The 16,289-nt window shown below is 74.1% G+C and carries 18 protein-coding genes; 4 read left to right on the top strand and 14 right to left on the bottom strand.

Annotated elements, in window-relative coordinates:
• Positions 1-30 precede the first annotated feature (30 nt).
• From OEB99_RS02690 to OEB99_RS02675, 4 genes are all read right to left on the bottom strand, one after another.
• The gene (locus tag OEB99_RS02690) at positions 31-2,577 is read right to left on the bottom strand and encodes an ATP-dependent Clp protease ATP-binding subunit (RefSeq protein WP_263508141.1); all 2,547 of its coding nucleotides are present in this window, start codon (positions 2,575-2,577) and stop codon (positions 31-33) included.
• A 162-nt stretch (positions 2,578-2,739) separates the two neighbouring features.
• The gene (locus OEB99_RS02685) at positions 2,740-3,261 is read right to left on the bottom strand and encodes a hypothetical protein (protein WP_263508140.1); all 522 of its coding nucleotides are present in this window, start codon (positions 3,259-3,261) and stop codon (positions 2,740-2,742) included.
• A 79-nt stretch (positions 3,262-3,340) separates the two neighbouring features.
• A complete protein-coding gene (locus OEB99_RS02680; protein ID WP_263508139.1) occupies positions 3,341-4,258 on the bottom strand; it encodes an alpha/beta hydrolase in 918 nt (305 codons plus the stop codon).
• Positions 4,255-4,962 (bottom strand): TetR/AcrR family transcriptional regulator, encoded by a 708-nt coding sequence (locus tag OEB99_RS02675; protein ID WP_263508138.1) that lies wholly within the window; start codon positions 4,960-4,962, stop codon positions 4,255-4,257. The genes OEB99_RS02680 and OEB99_RS02675 overlap by 4 nt, the downstream gene beginning before the upstream one ends.
• A 61-nt stretch (positions 4,963-5,023) precedes the next feature.
• On the opposite strand from OEB99_RS02675, the gene OEB99_RS02670 reads away from it, so the two are divergent.
• A complete protein-coding gene (locus tag OEB99_RS02670; protein ID WP_263508136.1) occupies positions 5,024-5,644 on the top strand; it encodes a SanA/YdcF family protein in 621 nt (206 codons plus the stop codon).
• A gap of 39 nt (positions 5,645-5,683) precedes the next feature.
• Here OEB99_RS02670 and OEB99_RS02665 read toward each other — a convergent pair whose 3' ends face one another.
• Complete coding sequence (locus OEB99_RS02665; protein WP_263508134.1) at positions 5,684-6,097, bottom strand: acyl-CoA thioesterase; 414 nt, start codon at positions 6,095-6,097, stop codon at positions 5,684-5,686.
• Positions 6,098-6,306: 209 nt separating this feature from the next.
• Here OEB99_RS02665 and OEB99_RS02660 point away from each other — a divergent pair, with 209 nt between their 5' ends.
• A complete protein-coding gene (locus OEB99_RS02660) occupies positions 6,307-7,155 on the top strand; it encodes an HAD-IIB family hydrolase (protein ID WP_263508132.1) in 849 nt (282 codons plus the stop codon).
• Between the two features lie 30 nt (positions 7,156-7,185).
• On the opposite strand, the gene OEB99_RS02655 is transcribed toward OEB99_RS02660, so the two are convergent.
• Positions 7,186-7,707 (bottom strand): O-acetyl-ADP-ribose deacetylase, encoded by a 522-nt coding sequence (locus OEB99_RS02655; protein ID WP_263508131.1) that lies wholly within the window; start codon positions 7,705-7,707, stop codon positions 7,186-7,188.
• 107 nt (positions 7,708-7,814) lie between these two features.
• Between OEB99_RS02655 and OEB99_RS02650 the strand changes: the two genes are divergently transcribed.
• On the top strand, positions 7,815-8,678 hold the full coding sequence (locus OEB99_RS02650) for an aldo/keto reductase (RefSeq protein WP_263508129.1): 864 nt from the start codon (positions 7,815-7,817) through the stop codon (positions 8,676-8,678).
• A 2-nt stretch (positions 8,679-8,680) separates the two neighbouring features.
• Here OEB99_RS02650 and dtd read toward each other — a convergent pair whose 3' ends face one another.
• The 8 genes from dtd to OEB99_RS02610 all read right to left on the bottom strand — a co-directional run bounded on the left by dtd (position 8,681) and on the right by OEB99_RS02610 (position 15,354).
• A complete protein-coding gene (gene dtd, locus OEB99_RS02645; RefSeq protein ID WP_263508128.1) occupies positions 8,681-9,106 on the bottom strand; it encodes a D-aminoacyl-tRNA deacylase in 426 nt (141 codons plus the stop codon).
• Position 9,107: 1 nt separating this feature from the next.
• Positions 9,108-9,437 carry a DUF2516 family protein gene (locus OEB99_RS02640; protein WP_263508127.1) on the bottom strand — a complete coding sequence of 110 codons (330 nt, stop codon included), beginning with the start codon at positions 9,435-9,437 and terminating at the stop codon, positions 9,108-9,110.
• A gap of 10 nt (positions 9,438-9,447) precedes the next feature.
• Positions 9,448-10,530 carry a GGDEF domain-containing protein gene (locus tag OEB99_RS02635; RefSeq protein WP_263508126.1) on the bottom strand — a complete coding sequence of 361 codons (1,083 nt, stop codon included), beginning with the start codon at positions 10,528-10,530 and terminating at the stop codon, positions 9,448-9,450.
• Positions 10,531-10,614: 84 nt separating this feature from the next.
• A complete protein-coding gene (locus OEB99_RS02630; protein ID WP_263508125.1) occupies positions 10,615-11,664 on the bottom strand; it encodes a GGDEF domain-containing protein in 1,050 nt (349 codons plus the stop codon).
• Positions 11,665-11,738: 74 nt separating this feature from the next.
• The gene (locus OEB99_RS02625) at positions 11,739-12,824 is read right to left on the bottom strand and encodes an FUSC family protein (protein WP_263508123.1); all 1,086 of its coding nucleotides are present in this window, start codon (positions 12,822-12,824) and stop codon (positions 11,739-11,741) included.
• Positions 12,821-13,924 (bottom strand): CAF17-like 4Fe-4S cluster assembly/insertion protein YgfZ, encoded by a 1,104-nt coding sequence (gene ygfZ, locus OEB99_RS02620; protein WP_263508122.1) that lies wholly within the window; start codon positions 13,922-13,924, stop codon positions 12,821-12,823. The genes OEB99_RS02625 and ygfZ overlap by 4 nt, the downstream gene beginning before the upstream one ends.
• Positions 13,921-14,433, bottom strand: coding sequence for a heme-binding beta-barrel domain-containing protein (locus OEB99_RS02615; RefSeq protein WP_263508121.1), 513 nt, complete (start codon positions 14,431-14,433; stop codon positions 13,921-13,923). Before OEB99_RS02615 ends, ygfZ begins: the two co-directional genes overlap by 4 nt.
• A gap of 186 nt (positions 14,434-14,619) precedes the next feature.
• Positions 14,620-15,354, bottom strand: a complete 735-nt coding sequence (locus OEB99_RS02610; protein ID WP_263508120.1) for a hypothetical protein — start codon at positions 15,352-15,354, stop codon at positions 14,620-14,622.
• 137 nt (positions 15,355-15,491) lie between these two features.
• Between OEB99_RS02610 and OEB99_RS02605 the strand changes: the two genes are divergently transcribed.
• The gene (locus OEB99_RS02605) at positions 15,492-16,217 is read left to right on the top strand and encodes a winged helix-turn-helix transcriptional regulator (protein WP_263508119.1); all 726 of its coding nucleotides are present in this window, start codon (positions 15,492-15,494) and stop codon (positions 16,215-16,217) included.
• Positions 16,218-16,289: the final 72 nt, after the last annotated feature.

Here is a 16,289-nt window from a genome sequence, read left to right as displayed (position 1 = left end):
CCGTCGGGGTCCGGGGCCGTCGTCGCGTTCTCAGGCGTCGTCGACCGGTGGCTTCTCGTCCGTCGTGGTCAGCGGCGGCAGGGAGCCCACCGAGACACCGACCGGCTCCTCGCCGGCGGGCTCGTCGCCGCCCTCGCCACGGAACACGAACTCACCGAGCAGGCCCTCGCCCTGCGCGTCGATCTTGACCGTCTGACCGGTGCGCAGCTCGCCGAACAGGATCTTCTCGCTCAGCGTGTCCTCGATCTCGCGCTGGATCGCACGGCGCAGCGGCCGGGCGCCGAGCACGGGGTCGTAGCCCTTCTCCGCGAGCAGCGCCTTGGCCGCCTGCGTCAGCTCGATGTCCATGCCCTTGTCCTTCAGCCGCGCGGCGAGGCGGGCGATCATCAGGTCGACGATCTGGATGATCTCCGCCTGCGACAGCTGCGGGAACACCACCACGTCGTCGACGCGGTTGAGGAACTCGGGCCGGAAGTGCTGCTTGAGCTCGTCGTTGACCTTCGACTTCATCCGCTCGTAGTCGGTGGACAGGTCCCCGCCGGCCTGGAAGCCGGTCTGCAGGCCCTTGGCGATGTCCCTGGTCCCCAGGTTCGTCGTCATGATGATGATGGTGTTCTTGAAGTCCACCACCCGGCCCTGGGAGTCGGTCAGGCGACCGTCCTCGAGGATCTGCAGCAGCGAGTTGAAGATGTCCGCGTGGGCCTTCTCCACCTCGTCGAAGAGGACCACGGAGAACGGCCGGCGGCGCACCTTCTCGGTCAGCTGGCCGCCCTCGTCGTAGCCGACGTAGCCGGGCGGCGAGCCGAACAGCCGCGAGACGGTGTGCTTCTCGGAGAACTCGCTCATGTCCAGCTGGATGAGCGCGTCCTCGTCGCCGAACAGGAACTCCGCGAGCGCCTTGGCGAGCTCGGTCTTCCCGACGCCGGTCGGGCCGGCGAAGATGAACGACCCACCCGGTCGCTTCGGGTCCTTCAGGCCCGCACGCGTGCGGCGGATCGCCTGGGAGAGCGCCTTGATCGCGTCGTCCTGGCCGATGACCCGCTTGTGCAGCTCGTCCTCCATGCGGAGCAGGCGGCTGGACTCCTCCTCGGTGAGCTTGAACACCGGGATGCCGGTGGCCAGCGCGAGGACCTCGGCGATCAGCTCCTCGTCGACCTCCGCGACCGAGTCGAGGTCGCCGGACTTCCAGGCCTTCTCCTTCTCGGTGCGCTTGGCGGCGAGCTGCTTCTCGGTGTCCCGCAGCCGCGCGGCCTTCTCGAAGTCCTGCTCGTCGATCGCGGACTCCTTGTCGCGACGCGCCTCGGCGATCGCCTCGTCGAGCTCGCGGAGCTCGGGCGGGGCGGTCATCCGGCGGATGCGCAGCCGCGCGCCGGCCTCGTCGATCAGGTCGATCGCCTTGTCCGGCAGGAAGCGGTCGTTCACGTAGCGGTCGGCCAGCTGGGCCGCGGCGACCAGCGCGCTGTCGGTGATCGAGACGCGGTGGTGCGCCTCGTACCGGTCGCGCAGACCCTTGAGGATCTCGATCGTGTGGGCGAGCGTCGGCTCGGCCACCTGGATCGGCTGGAACCGGCGCTCGAGCGCGGCGTCCTTCTCGACGTGCTTGCGGTACTCCTCGAGCGTGGTCGCGCCGATCGTCTGCAGCTCACCGCGCGCGAGCATCGGCTTGAGGATGCTCGCGGCGTCGATCGCGCCCTCGGCGGCACCCGCACCGACCAGGGTGTGGATCTCGTCGATGAACAGGATGATGTCGCCGCGCGTGCGGATCTCCTTGAGGACCTTCTTCAGGCGCTCCTCGAAGTCACCGCGGTAGCGGGAGCCGGCGACCAGCGCGCCGAGGTCCAGCGTGTAGAGCTGCTTGTCCTTCAGCGTCTCGGGCACGTCGCCGCGCACGATGTCCTGCGCGAGGCCCTCGACGACGGCGGTCTTGCCGACGCCGGGCTCACCGATCAGCACCGGGTTGTTCTTGGTGCGGCGGGACAGCACCTGCATGACCCGCTCGATCTCCTTCTCGCGACCGATGACCGGGTCGAGCTTGCCCTCGCGGGCCGCCTGGGTGAGGTTGCGCCCGAACTGGTCGAGCACCGCGGAGCCGGACGGGGTGCCCTCGGCCGGGCCACCGGCCGCGACGGCCTCCTTGCCCTGGTAGCCGGAGAGCAGCTGGATGACCTGCTGACGGACCCGGTTGAGGTCCGCGCCCAGCTTGCCCAGCACCTGGGCGGCGACACCCTCACCCTCGCGGATCAGGCCGAGCAGGATGTGCTCGGTCCCGATGTAGTTGTGACCGAGCTGCAGCGCCTCGCGCAGGGACAGCTCGAGCACCTTCTTGGCGCGCGGGGTGAACGGGATGTGGCCGGACGGTGCCTGCTGGCCCTCGCCGATGATCTCCTGCACCTGGGCGCGCACGGCGTCCAGCGAGATGCCGAGCGACTCCAGCGCCTTGGCGGCGACACCCTCGCCCTCGTGGATGAGGCCCAGCAGGATGTGCTCGGTGCCGATGTAGTTGTGGTTGAGCATCCGCGCCTCTTCCTGGGCGAGGACGACCACCCGGCGGGCCCGGTCGGTGAATCTCTCGAACATCAGCACTCCTTGCGGCGGCGGCGCGCCTCCTGGCGGGTCCAGGGACGTGGGGACGTCGTTCAGCAAGGCTAACCGCGGGGTGTCACCGAGGCGTCCCGTGTTCGCCGCGGGCGTGATCCGTTCACCCGACCGCAATACGGGCGGGACCGCGGCGTGACCCTTCTACCCGGCCCACCAGTCGACGGTCTCCCGCGGCGGCCTCGGTGACTTCCGCCTCGGTTCACGCCTGGCCGACTCCGGCAGGTCGCGCGTGGTCGCCGCGACCACGAGCGGCGTGACGATCGACACGACCAGCACGACCGCCACACCGGCCTGCGCCGCCGGGAGCCGGCCGTCGACGAGCACGTGCAGCCCAAGGAGTGCCGGGCCCGCCATCCAGGTCCACACGAGCGCGACCAGCGCGCGCGGCACGGGCGGGCCCGGCTTGCGCAACCGCGGCCGGCCGAAGCCTGCGACGAGGATCACCAGGGGGCACAGCACGACCAACCCGGGAGGCCCAGCCACAATCAGCCAGGGAATGCCCTCGCAGATGCCTTCGTCGGGGCAGGGCGGCGGCGGGGCCAGAAGCAGCGCCAGCACGCCGAGCACGAGTGCCGTGGGCACCAGCAGCGCGATCCAGGTGACGACGTCGACGAGGGTCCACGCGCGCGGCTCCGCCGCACGCCACCGCCCCCCGGGGACCATGGTCGGGACGCTAGCCGCAGGCCGACCGCACCGCGTCCGTCGCGCGGGTGAACCTGGGCGGTGCGCAGCTCCGCGGGGCTCAGCCGGCGACGTGCTCGACCACGGCTTCCACGACGCCCGGGTCGGCCAGGAGCCGGTGGTGCCCGAGCCCGTCGGTGGTCACGAGCCGCGCTCCCGACCACGCCTCGGCCACGGCGACGCCCACCGAGTAGGGGATCTCCGAGTCGGCGCGGTCGTGCACCACGAGGGTGTCGGGCACCCGGCCGGCACCGAGCGCCACCAGGTCGATCGCGTCGACCGGCGCGGCGACGATCTCCTCGAGCGCGGCCCGCAGGTGCGCGACGGTCCTCGGCGACAACCCGAACGCGCGCGAGAACTCCTCCAGCACGGCCGCGATCCCGGAGCTGGGCGCGACCAGCGCCACCCGGTCGGCGCTGAGCCGTCCGCGCAGCGCGAGCCCGGTCGCCGTGCACCCGAGCGAGTGCGCGACGACGCCGGAGACCGGACCGAACGCGTCGTCCGCGACCTCGAGGGCGTCCACGATCTCCGGGAGCATGCCGCGCCCCGCCCCGAGCACGCCCGGCGCCGCGTCGCCATGGCCCGGCGCATCCAGCGCCACGACCCGGTACCCGGCGTCGACCAGAGGTCTGACGAACGCGCCGAGCTGGCCGCGCCAGCCGCCCCAGCCGTGCACCAGCAGCACGACCGGACCGGCGCCCCACGACTCGGCGACCACGTCCCCGCCGCGCGGCGCGGGCAGCCGCACCAGCTCGCCGGGGCCGGGGCGCAGGTCACGGCGGCGCTCGGCGCCGGGCGGCAGCGTGCACCACAGGTCCAGGGCCCGACGGTCCGCGGCCGAGGGCGCGACGGCCTGGAGCACGGCGAGGCTGCATCGCAGCCACACCACGCTCGCCGTCGCGACGATCCGTCGGCGCCACCGCCGGGCTCGTCGGCGCAGCGTCGGGCGGGTGTCGGCGACAGCCGTCCCGGCCGTCACCGGCCGGCCTCCGCCACGGCGTCAGGAGCACCTCGCGCCGGCTCGGCCGGCGGGCGCTCGGCATCGAGCAGCGCGTCGACCGCGGCACGGGCGCGCTCCTCCGCCCGCGGGTCACCCAGCAACCGGTGCTGGTGGTAGAAGCCGAGCATGACGGCGTGCAGGTCGACGGCGAAGCGCTCCGGGTCGGCGTCCGCGCGGAAGTGACCCTCGCGGATCCCACCGGAGAAGATCCGCGCGATCGAGCGCGCCAGCTCGAGGTGCTGGTCGCGCAGCCGGTCGCGCACGGGCCCGGGCTGCTCGTCCAGCTCGGTGCTGGACTTGACGAACACGCAGCCGCCGGGCCGGCGCATCAGGCCGCAGACCATCCACCCGTCGACCAGCGCCCGTACGCGGGGCTCGCCCCGCGGCGCCGACAACGCGGGGAGCACGACCTCGGTGGCGAACTCCAGCGCTGCGGCGTCGAGCACGGCGAGCTGCAGCGCCTCCTTGGAGCCGAAGTGCGCGATCATCCCGCTCTTCGACATGCCGACCTCGGTGGCCAGCGACCCGACCGTGAGGCCACCGAGCCCGGTACGGCAGGCCAACGCGACGGCCGCGCCCAGGATCGCCTCCCGGGTCCGCCCGCCCTTCGACTCGCGGGCCTGCGCAGGCGGCACCCCGAGCAGGGCGAGGACGTCGGCGGCGGGTGTCATCGGTTCGCTCACCCGTTCAGAATAGTACGATCGTTCGTACTTTTGCTCTCCCGGTGGCCCTACGATCACCGACGTGCCCGCGAACGCCCCGCGCCGGACCCGCCGGTGGCGGACGGCCGTCCGGTGGGCGCTCGGAGCCGCCGCGGTCCTGGCACTCGCCTCGGTGGTGTGGGTGCAGGCCGTCGGCCAGCAGGCGGTGGTCGCGAGCCCGTCCGACGTACCGGACGGCGGCGTCGCGCTCGTGCTCGGCGCGGGACTGCGACCGGACGGGTCGCCCTCGACCTACCTGCGACGACGGCTGGACGCCGCCGCGGCGCTCTACGACGCCGGCACCGTGAGCACGATCGTGGTGTCCGGCGACGGCGTCTCGCGTCCCGGCTACGACGAGCCGGCCGCGATGCGGACCTGGCTGGAGGGCCTCGGCGTCCCCGGGTCGGCGATCGTCGAGGACCCCGAGGGCGTCGACACCACCGCGTCGTGCCGCCGGGCCACCGAGCTCGGCATCGCCGACGCCGTGGTGATCACGCAGGACTACCACCTGCGCCGGGCGCTCTTCTCGTGCCGCGCCGCGGGCCTGGACGCGGTCGGGATCGGGGTCTCGGCCCAGAGCGTCAAGCCCGTGCAGGCGGTGTGGTGGCACGCACGCGAGGTGCCCGCGTCCATCAAGGCCGCGTGGGACGCGCTGCTCGGCTGACCGCGGCCGCGCGGATCGGTCGTCCGCCCGGAGGCCGGCTCACCACTCGCGCAGGTGCGGGGTGTCGCCCGGGTAGGCGAGCAGAGCTGCGCGCTCGTCGTCGGTGAACGGACGCGCCTGGCGCGAGGCGGAGTCGAGCTGGACCATCCGGGTGCGGGCGCGCAGGTAGACGGTCCGCTGCTCGTCGACCACCTCGTAGGCGATGTCCACCGAGGTGCGCCCGATCCGCGGGACCCACACCTCGACGTCGATCGGGTTGAGCCGGTAGACGAGCTGCCCGAGGTAGTCGATCTCGTGCTTGACCACGACGAGCAGGGAAGCGGTGGGCTGGCCGTCGGCGTCCACGCCCATGTCGAACAGCGCGAAGCGCGCGTCGTCCAGGTAGCGCAGGTAGGCGGCGTTGTTGACGTGACCGAACAGGTCGACGTCCGACCACCGCACGTACGTGCGCATCACACCCCGGCCGGCGGGCCGCGTACCCGACTCGGGCGCAAGCATTTGTCCTGACATACGGCCATGGTAAATGCCCCGCTCCTCGAGCGACAGACCTCCGCCCCGCCGAGTTCGACAGGCCTGCACGCCCCGCGAGGGCACGGCTCCCGCGACTCGTCGCCCGCGGACGCGCGGCGGGAGCAGTGCCGCACGTGCGGTTGGATGGGCGGGTGACCGACCCCCAGCTCGAGCTGCCCGCCGCCGCCGAGGTCGCCGGGCTCCGACTGGTGGCCACCGACATGGACGGCACGCTGCTGGACGGCGACCACCGGATCGACCCGTCGTTCTGGGACGTCGCCGACGAGCTCGCCGTGCGGGGGGTCGAGCTCTGCGTCGCGAGCGGGCGACAGCTCGGCGCACTGGAGCTGGTGCTCGGCGAACGGTTCGAGGCGCTCACCGTGATCGCGGACAACGGAGCGGTCGTCCTGCGCCACGGCGAGCAGCTCCACATCTCACCGGTGGACCACGCCCTGGTCGTGGAGTTCGCCGACCGGATCCGCCGGCTCGCGTCCCGAGGGCACCAGGTCGCCGCCACGATCTCCGGGCGGCACGGCGCCTACATCGAGGGCCGTGACCCGATCGCACTGGACGAGGCGAGGCGCTACTACCCGCACGCCGTCGAGGTCGAGGACCTCGCGGGCGTCGAGGCCGCCGCGCTCAAGGTGTCCGCCTACGACGTCGCGCCGATCGGCGAGGCCGTGCTCCCCGCGATCGCCGACCTCGCCGCGGGCTACGCGATCCTCCAGGGCCACGACCACTGGGTCGACATCAACGCGGCCGGGACGAACAAGGGGGCCGCGCTACGGATGATCCAGGCCGCGGTCGGGGCCGACCGGGAGCACACCGCCGCCTTCGGTGACCAGCCCAACGACCTCGAGCTGCTGCGCGCCGCCGGGATGAGCTGGGCGATGGCGAACGCGCACCAGGACGTGCTCGCGACCGGACGGTTCCGCGCTCCGGCGAACACCGAGGGCGGCGTGATCCGCACCCTGGCGGCCCTGCTCGACCTGCTGGGCTGAGCGCAGGCCCGGATCGGCCCTCCCGCGCCCTCAGCCGCGCAGCGCCACCTCGAACTCCGCGAGGGCGGACGGCGAGAAGAGCACGAACCGCACCTCGTCGAGCCCGTCCGGGTGGCCGGCCGCCCACTCGCGCACCGTGGCGACCGCGATCTGCGCGACCTCGGACATCGCCCAGCCGTACACGCCGCCGCTCACCGCGGGGAACGCCACCGACCGCGAACCGAGCTCGGCGGACACGTCGAGCGAACGCCGGAAGCACGCCGCGAGCAGCGCCGGATCCGTCTGCCCCGCGTGCCGGTTGGGCCCGACCGTGTGCACCACCCACTGCGCCGGCAGGTCGAAGGCGCCGGTCGCGACGGCCTCGCCGACCGGCAGCCCGCCGGGCCACGCGGTCCGGCGCACCTCACGGCAGGCTGCGAGCAGGCCCGGGCCGGCCGCGGCGTGCAGCGCACCGTCCACACCTCCCCCGCCCAGCAACGACGAGTTCGCGGCGTTGACCACGACGTCGGTCGCGGTCCGCGTGAGGTCACCCTGCTCGGCCAGGATCCGCATGCCTCCAGCCTGCCACCGGACGAGCAGACCCGGCCCGCACCGGGTTGTCGCACGAGGTGCCCGGCGGCAGAGTGACGAGCATCATCCCCAGCCACGGAGGGCGAGCCATGCAGCACCGCAGGATCGGCGAACGGACCGTCTCGGCCATCGGGCTGGGCGGGATGCCGATGTCCATCGAAGGGCGGCCGGGCGAGGCGCGCGCCATCGAGACCATCCACGCCGCCCTCGACGCGGGCGTCACGCTGATCGACACCGCGGACGCCTACCACCTCACGGCGACCGACGTCGGGCACAACGAGATCCTGATCGCCAAGGCGCTCCGGCTCGCGGGCAGCGCTGCACGCGACGTGCTGGTCGCGACCAAGGGCGGCCACCGGCGCCCCGGCGACGGCACCTGGTACGTGCAGGGCGACCCGGCCTCGATCATCAAGGCCTGCGACGCCTCGCTGCAGCGCCTCGACGTCGAGGCGATCGGGCTCTACCAGTTCCACCGTCCGGACCCGTCGGTGCCCTACGAGGAGTCCGTCGGGGCGCTGCGCGACCTGCTCGACGCGGGGAAGATCGTCATGGCCGGCGTCTCGAACGCGAGCACGGAGCAGATCGAGCTGGCCGACGAGGTGCTCGGCGGGCGCCTGGTCTCGGTGCAGAACCAGTTCTCGCCGCGGTTCCGGTCCAGCGAGCCCGAGCTCGAGCTCTGTGCCCGACGCGGCATCGCGTTCCTGCCGTGGAGCCCGCTCGGCGGCATCAAGAGCGCCGGTGAGCTCGGTGCACGGCACGCGGCGTTCGGCGAGGTCGCCCGGCGGCACGGCGTCAGCCCGCAACAGGTCGCCCTCGCGTGGGAGCTCGCCAAGGCCCCCGTGGTCATCCCGATCCCGGGCGCGAGCCGTCCCGCGTCGATCCAGGACTCCGCACGGGCCGTCGACCTCGTGCTGACCGAGGACGAGTTCGCGGCCCTCGACGCGCGCGGCTGAGGTCAGGCCTCCAGCAGGATCGTCACCGGGCCGTCGTTGACCAGCTCGACGGCCATCTGCGCGCCGAAGACCCCGGTCGACACCCGCAGCCCGCGCTCGCGCAGCGCGGCGACGACGTCCGCCACGAGGGGCTCGGCGACCGGTCCGGGCGCCGCGGCGTTCCAGGTCGGCCGCCGGCCCTTGCGGGTGTCGGCATAGAGCGTGAACTGGCTCACCACGAGCACCGGCGCGCCGAGGTCGAGCGCGGACTGCTCGTCGCGCAGGATCCGCAGCTCGGCGACCTTGCGCGCGATCCGCTCGACCTGCGCCGGACCGTCGTCGTGCGTCACCCCGACCAGGACCAGCAGGCCGGGCTCGTCGAACGAACCGACGACCTCGCCGTCGACCCGCACTGCGGCACGGGTCGCGCGCTGGACGACCGCGCGCACCTCACCACCCGCCGGACGACGGCGGCCGCCGGCGGCGGATCGGGCCGAGCGCCGGGCGCACGTCGACGAAGTAGACGATCGCGGCGACCACCCCGATGATCGCGAGGAAGCCGAGCTGGCCGATCCCGACCGGCGGCGGGATCGCGACGAACGACACGGCCGTCGCGACGCCGAGGATCGCGCCCCAGAAACCCTTGGTCCGCTTCCCTGCGCGCGGGAAGGCCTCGGCCGGCCGGCGCAGCAGGTCCACGAGGGCGGCCACGCAGGCCACGAAGACCCCGAGGTACAGCAGGAAGAAGATCCACAGCTGGGCGTAGGCGACGGTCGACACGACGAGAAGCCTACGGTGCGACCGACGGGCCGGCGTCAGCGGCGACGACGGCGCAGACCTGGCTCCGGCCGCCCAGCTTCGCGCGGTACAGCGCGGCGTCGGCCTCGGCGTAGAGCGCCGTGAGCCCGGCCGCTGCGCCGGCCGCGAGATGCCCGGCGCCGATGCTGACGCTCAACGAGACCTCATCGGCGCCCTGGAGCATCGGCGTCGCGAGCACCGCGCGCAGCATCTCCTCGGCCACCCGCACGGCGTCGTCGCGAGACGCGTCGGGCAGGAGGACCGCGAGCTCGTCGCCGCCGAGCCGCGCCACGGTGGCCGTCCGCGGCGAGCAGGCCCGGAGCAGGCTCCCGACGTGCACCAGGGCGGCGTCGCCGACCAGGTGGCCGTAGGTGTCGTTGAGCGCCTTGAAGCTGTCGAGGTCGACGATCAGCAGCGCTGTCCCGCGCGGTGGCGCGTCCCGCAACCGGCGCGGGTGCGGCGCCGCCGCCTGTGCCGCAGCGGCCTCGAGCTCGCGACGGGTCGCCAGCCCGGTCAGCGGGTCCTGGCTCGCGAGGGCCGCGAGCTGCTCGGTGAGTCGTTGCTGGTGGCCGCCCATGTGCACGAGCAGCGCGGTGGCCATCAGGATCACGGCGCCGACGGCGACGAGCTCACCCACGGCGTCCGGAACCGCGCGGGTGGTGAAGACGATCACGGCGTCGCCGCCGATCGCCAGCGACGCGACGAGCCAGGCGCCGGCCGGCTGCAGGTGCGCTCCGGCGAACACCACCGCGTAGAGCAGGCCGATCTGACCCGAGGCACCGGTCTCGGGGGCGATCAGGTCCTCCGCCAGGATCACCCCGATGCCGAGCAGGCAGATCGTGATCCAGCTCCACCAGGGCATCCGGTCGGGCGCTCGGCTGAAGCCGACCACCATCGCGAGGATCACGACCGCGACCACGCTCGCCACGGCGAGCGTGCCGCCGTTGGAGCTCGACCGGCCCAGGGCCATCCCGAGCAGCTCGTACCCGACCGCGAGCACCGCGCACCCAGCACCGATCACCGAGGCGCCCCAGGCGGCGGCCCCGGTGTCGCGCGGCCCGACCAGCTCCTTCACGCACCCCCCTGCGTCGCTCGCGAACCTAGGGCAGCCGGCGAGCGCCGACCTGGGACGTCCGGCGCGCCCCACCGTGCCCGGCTCTCACGCCATCACGACGCGACCGCGCCCCCGGAGCTTGGCCTGGTACAGGGCCTCGTCGGCCTCGGCGTAGAGCTCGGCGAGGGTCGGCTCACGGGTCCCGGGGATGTGCGCGCCACCGACGCTGACGCTCAGCGCGAGGACGCGTCCGAGGTGGTTCATCGGGCTGGTCCGGACCGCGTCGTGGAACCGGTCGAGCACGCCGCGCAGCTCGGTCGGCTCGGTGCACGGGAGCAGCACGGCGAGCTCGTCGCCGCCCAGCCTGGCCACGGTCGCCCGGCTCGGCGACGTGGTGCGCAGCAGCGCGGCCACGTGCACCAGGGCGGCGTCGCCCACCGGGTGGCCGTAGGTGTCGTTGAGCGCCTTGAAGTGGTCCAGGTCGATGATCGCGAGCCCGGTGCCCAGCCCGAAGTCACCCGGCGGGCAGGGCGTCTCGAGCACCTCGTGCGCGACCTCCTCCAGCCGGCGGCGGCTGGACAGGCCGGTCAGCTGGTCCACGGCCGCGATCTCGGCCAACCGACGGGTCAGCTCGTCCTGGTGGTGCGCGACCATCTGCAGGACCGCGGTGAGCACCAGGAGGGCCGCAGCGACCTCCATGACCTCGAGCGCCGCGCCGCCGTGCGGCTCCTGCACCAGCACGACCGCGGCGTCGGCGAGCGCCGCGAAGCCGGTGACGAACCAGGCCGCTCCGGGCCGCAGGTTCGCGGCGGCGTAGACCACCGGGTAGACCAGCCCGAACTGTGCGCCCGCGGAGACGTCCCCGGTCCCGAAGGCGACCCAGAGCACGACGGTCACGCCGATCAGTGCGCTGCCCACCCAGGTCCACGGCGGGAGCCGGCCCGGCAGGGCCGCCGCGGCGATGGAGATGACCAGCAGCCCGGTCCCGACCACGGTGGCACCCACCAGGGTCGCCGTGGTTGCGCCCGGCAGACCGATCGCCTGGGCGATCACCTCGTACCCGACCGTCACGGTGGCAGCGACCATCGCCACCACGACAAGCGTGCGGCCCGCAGCCACCCGGTTGCGTGGCTCGAAGAAGCCACCCGAGGTCATGCCTCTTCATCGGCGGGACCCGGTGCGGGCTTGGTACTCCGGCCAGGTGACGGGCCGGGTGAACCTCGCCCCGCTCAGATCTCCGGGAGCAGCGTGCGGGCCTCGGTGGGGTCCATGCCCGCGGTCTCGGCGAGGTCCACCAGCAGCGAGCGCAGCAGCAGGACGAGCTGCTGGACGTGCAGGTCCGCCGGCGTCCGGGCGGGATCCGCCTGGTCCGCGGCGCGGGCCACCGCCGCTCGGGCCGCCACGGGCGACCCGCCGGCCGCGAGCGCGGCGCCGATCTCCTGGGCCGCGACCCGGCCGAGGTCCACCATGTCGGCCAGAGCGCCCGTCCCTCCGTGCAGCTCGGGCCGCTCGAGGACCACCTCGGACCGCCGGGCGAGCACCCGGGCGTTGCGCATCGCACGATCCGCCGCGGTCGCGGCCGCGACCATCTCGCCGAGCTCGTCACGGTGCCGCCGGAACGCGGGCGAGAGCCGCGCGGTCTGTCGCGCGCTGACCGCGGCGGACCGCCAGGTGTCGAGCACCGGCTGGGAGGCGCGACCGCGCAGCAGGGCACGGTGCGCCGCCGCGCGGTCGCCGGCGCGCAGGCCCTCCGACAGCACCCGGAGCAGGTCGGCGACCTCGGCCATCGCCTCCTCGGCCACGGCCCGCACCCGTCGTCGCGGGTCCTGCGGGGACAGCGCCGCGACGACCAGTGCCACCGCGCCGCCGACCATCGCATCGACCCAGCGGCCCACCGGACCTCCGGTCGCGGACGCCGGCAGCACGACCACCACGACGGCCTGGACTCCGGCCTGGATCGCCAGCAGGTCCCCGCGGTCGAGCATCCGCGCGACGAGCACCGCGATCGCGAGCACCACGGCGACCTGCCACGCACCGGAGCCGATCGCGTGGACCAGCAGGTCCCCGGCGAGGACCCCGACAGCGACCCCGATCGCCAGCTCGGCGACCCGGCGCAGGTCACGGTCCGCACTGAAGCCGAGCGCGAGCCACGCGGCGACCGGTGCGAAGAACGGGTACTGGTGGCCGAGCCCGTAGCGCGCCACGGCGTACGCGCCACCGGCCGCGATCGCCGCGAGCAGCAGCGGCACGGCGGCCCGGCGCACCCGGCCCCACCCCTGACGCAGCCGGGCCCGCAGCAGCAGGCCGAGACTCATCGGGTCGCGGGCGGGGGCAGCCCGGGCAGCACGGGCCGGGGTTCCGGCCGGTCGGCGGAGACCCCCTCGGCGGGCACGACGAGCTCCTGGGCGGCCGCGACCGCCCCGCCCTCGGCGTCGACCAGCAGCTCGGCGTCGGCGGGAACGTTCCGCTTCACGAGCGCGAGCGCCACCGGTCCGAGCACGTGGTGCCGGGCCACGCTGGTGACCCGGCCGACCTCGCGGCCCTCGAGCCGGACCGCGGCGCCACCGACCGGCGCGACGTGCCCCGAGCCGTCGAGGTGCAGCATCACGAGCCGCCGCGGCGGGCGTCCCATGTTGTGCACGCGCGCCACGGTCTCCTGGCCGCGGTAGCAGCCCTTGGTCAGGTGGACCGCGGTCCGCAGCCAGTCCAGCTCGTGCGGGATGGTCCGGTGGTCGACCTCGAGCGCCGCCCTGGGCCGCCACGCCTCGACCCGGAGGGCCTCCGTGGCCCAGGTCCCCGCGACCCGCCAGCCGCCGCGCTCGCGACGGTCGACCTCGCCCGCCAGCTCGCCCCGCGGGACGAGCACCAGCCGCCAGGCACGTGCCGTGCCGGGATGGTCCGCGTCGGCCGGCCCGTACCTGGTGCCGCCCGGCGCGGTGCGCGGCCACGGGTCACGCCACGTGACCGGCTCGCCCTCGACACCCTCCTGACCGACCGGTTCGCCGATCGCCGCCCAGTCGGCGGTGACGTCGGCGACCTCGACCCGGAGTATGAACCGCATCGAGTCCAGCCACCCGGCCAGGGCCGGTGCGCTCTCGGTGATCAGCCAGGTCGTCTCGCCGTCGTCCACGACGCCGGCCGCGTGCTCGACGTGACCGTGCGGGCTGAGCACCAACGTCTCCGTGGACCGCCGGGGCTCCAGGTTCTCGAGGTACTGACTCGTGATCGAGTGCAGCCAGCTGAGCCGGTCCGGCCCGGTCACCGTCACGACCCCGAGGTGGGACTGGTCGACCACCGCACCGCCCGCTTCGAGCGCGCGCTGCTCTCCGGTCGGGTCGCCGTAGTGCCAAGCGACCCCGGCGTCGGGGCCGGACGCCTCGACGGCACCGGGCCTGGCGATCACCGGGCTGGTCACCCGACCCTCGACATCCGGGCGGCCGCGTAGCTCTGCAGCGGCTCGCCGAACGCGGCGATGTCCCAGGTCCACATCAGCTCGCCCTCGACCATGCCGTACAGCCGCGTCGCGGCGGTGAGCTCGGCCGCGTCGGGCGTCCGGGCCACGAGGTCGGACGCGAGGTCGATCCGGCCGTTGCCGACCACGCCCGCGTACAGGGTGAGGTGCCCCGCCGGGTCGGCCAGCAACAGCTCCACCGGGAACCGACCCTCGGGCAGGTCCGCCGGACGGTCCGGCGGCACGCGCCAGAAGCCGGACTCGGTGGCCCAGACGTGGTCGTCGTCCTTGAGCCGCAGCTGCGCGGACCAGGTCAGGTACGGCCCTCCGTCGTGGTCCACGACGACGTCCGCGACGACCTCGGCGCGCGGCACCTGGGGGTAGGCGACCTCACCGCTGCCCCGCCAGCGCCCCACCAGGAAGGCCAGCGGGTACACCTCGGGGGCCAGGCCCTCCGGGATGACGAAGGCCATCGGTCAGCGCTGGCCCTTGTACAGGTTGATCACGACGTAGACCGCGAACCACCCGATGGTCACCGTCGCCGCGACGAGCAGGCCGATGTAGAACAGCTCAAGTCCGGACATGCGCCGATCCTACGGTGCGGACGCGCGACGGGCCGCTCGCCGGGCGGTTTCGGTCGGGCCGGTCGGGCCGGTGGCTCAGCCGAGCAGCACGCGGCCGACGACGTAGACGAGCGTGCCGCTGACCGACACGGGCACCACGGCGGCCGCGAGCGCCGCGGTCCGGGCGGACAGCGCGGGCACCCGCAGGAAGAGCACGTGCATCACCGCGGCGAGCAGGCCCACCGCCAGACCGAGGACGCCACCCGCCAGCGGGGGCACGTCCGGCATCACGAGCGAGCCACCCACCCCGCCGACCACACCCGCGAAGACCGTGACCCCGGCCGACGTCCACCCCCCGAACGGCAGCGCCGACGCGATCGCCGCGAAGAACAGCGCGACCGCACCGGTGACGACGAGGCCGATCTCGGCGGGGCTGCGCAGCGCCGCGACCCACCCCGCGGCCGCCGCCGCGACCAGCACGCCCGAGACGCTGCCGGACACCGAGTCCACCAGCCGGCGACGGCCGTCGGTCCGGGCGAGCTCCGCCGCGAACGCGAGCAGCACCGCGAACGCCACCACGACCGGCAGGTTGCGCAGCACCGGGGCGCCGGGAGTCACCGCGACGGCCAGCACGCCGCCGGCGCCGCCGAGCGCGATGACCACGAACGCCCCGAGCCGCGCGGGGAGCCGGAGCAGCGCCGGCCAGCCCCACGCGACGATCAGGGCGAGGGCCACGGAGGTCCCGGCGAGGTACGGCGCGCCGAGCACGCCGGCGCCCGCCACCGCAGCGGCGAGCACCGCGGTCAGCACCGCGCGGGTCGACACGTCCATCAGCACGACCCCGCTGGGTCGGGGAGCGGACGCGGGTCTGGCACGGGGCACAGTCTCGCAGATCGCGTCGGCGCACCGGACGCGGACGCTGCGGCGGTACCGTAGGGCCGACCGACCCAGCCGGAGGCAGACCGATCGTGGCGGACCTGCTGCTGCTCACCCCGTCGACCGGGGGCTCGGCCCAGGTGCTTCCTGCCCTGGGTCTGCTGGCCCACCGGGTCCGCGTGCTGCCCGTCGAGCCGTCCGCCCTGCTGGACGCCCCGGACAGCGACGTGCTGCTGCTCGATGCGCGGCGCGACCTCGCCACCGCACGCTCGACGTGCCGCCTGCTGCGCGCGACCGGCCTCACCGTGCCGTTCGTGCTGGTGCTCACCGAGGGCGGCCTCACGGTCGTCACCGGCGAGTGGGGCGCCGCGGACATCCTGCTCGAGGACGCGTCGCCGGCCGAGGTCGAGGCACGACTGCGGATCGTGATGGAGCGGGCGGCCGCCGCGAACGGCGAGGAGGAGCCCGAGGAGATCTCCTCGGGTGACCTCACGATCGATCCCAGTGGTTACACCGCGCGGGTCCGCGGCCGGGCGCTGGACCTCACGTACAAGGAGTTCGAGCTCCTCAAGTACCTCGCCCAGCACCCGGGGCGGGTGTTCACCCGCGCCCAGCTGCTCCAGGAGGTCTGGGGCTACGACTACTTCGGCGGCACCCGGACCGTGGACGTCCACGTGCGACGGCTCCGCGCGAAGCTCGGTCCGGAGCACGAGCAGCTGATCGGGACGGTCCGCAACGTCGGCTACCGGTTCGACCCGCCGCACCGGCGCAACGACGACGACGCACCCGAACCGGCCGCCGCCTCCTCCGAGGGCTGACCACCGCGGCTGAGCGCCGCCTATCCTGGGTGACCGGGAGTGCCGGGAAGTCTGGTCGGCGACGTCCCACCC

The sequence above is a fragment of the Actinotalea endophytica genome (genome assembly GCF_025717005.1).
GTDB lineage: Bacteria > Actinomycetota > Actinomycetes > Actinomycetales > Cellulomonadaceae > Actinotalea.
This window is presented reverse-complemented; position numbering and strand designations above follow the sequence as displayed.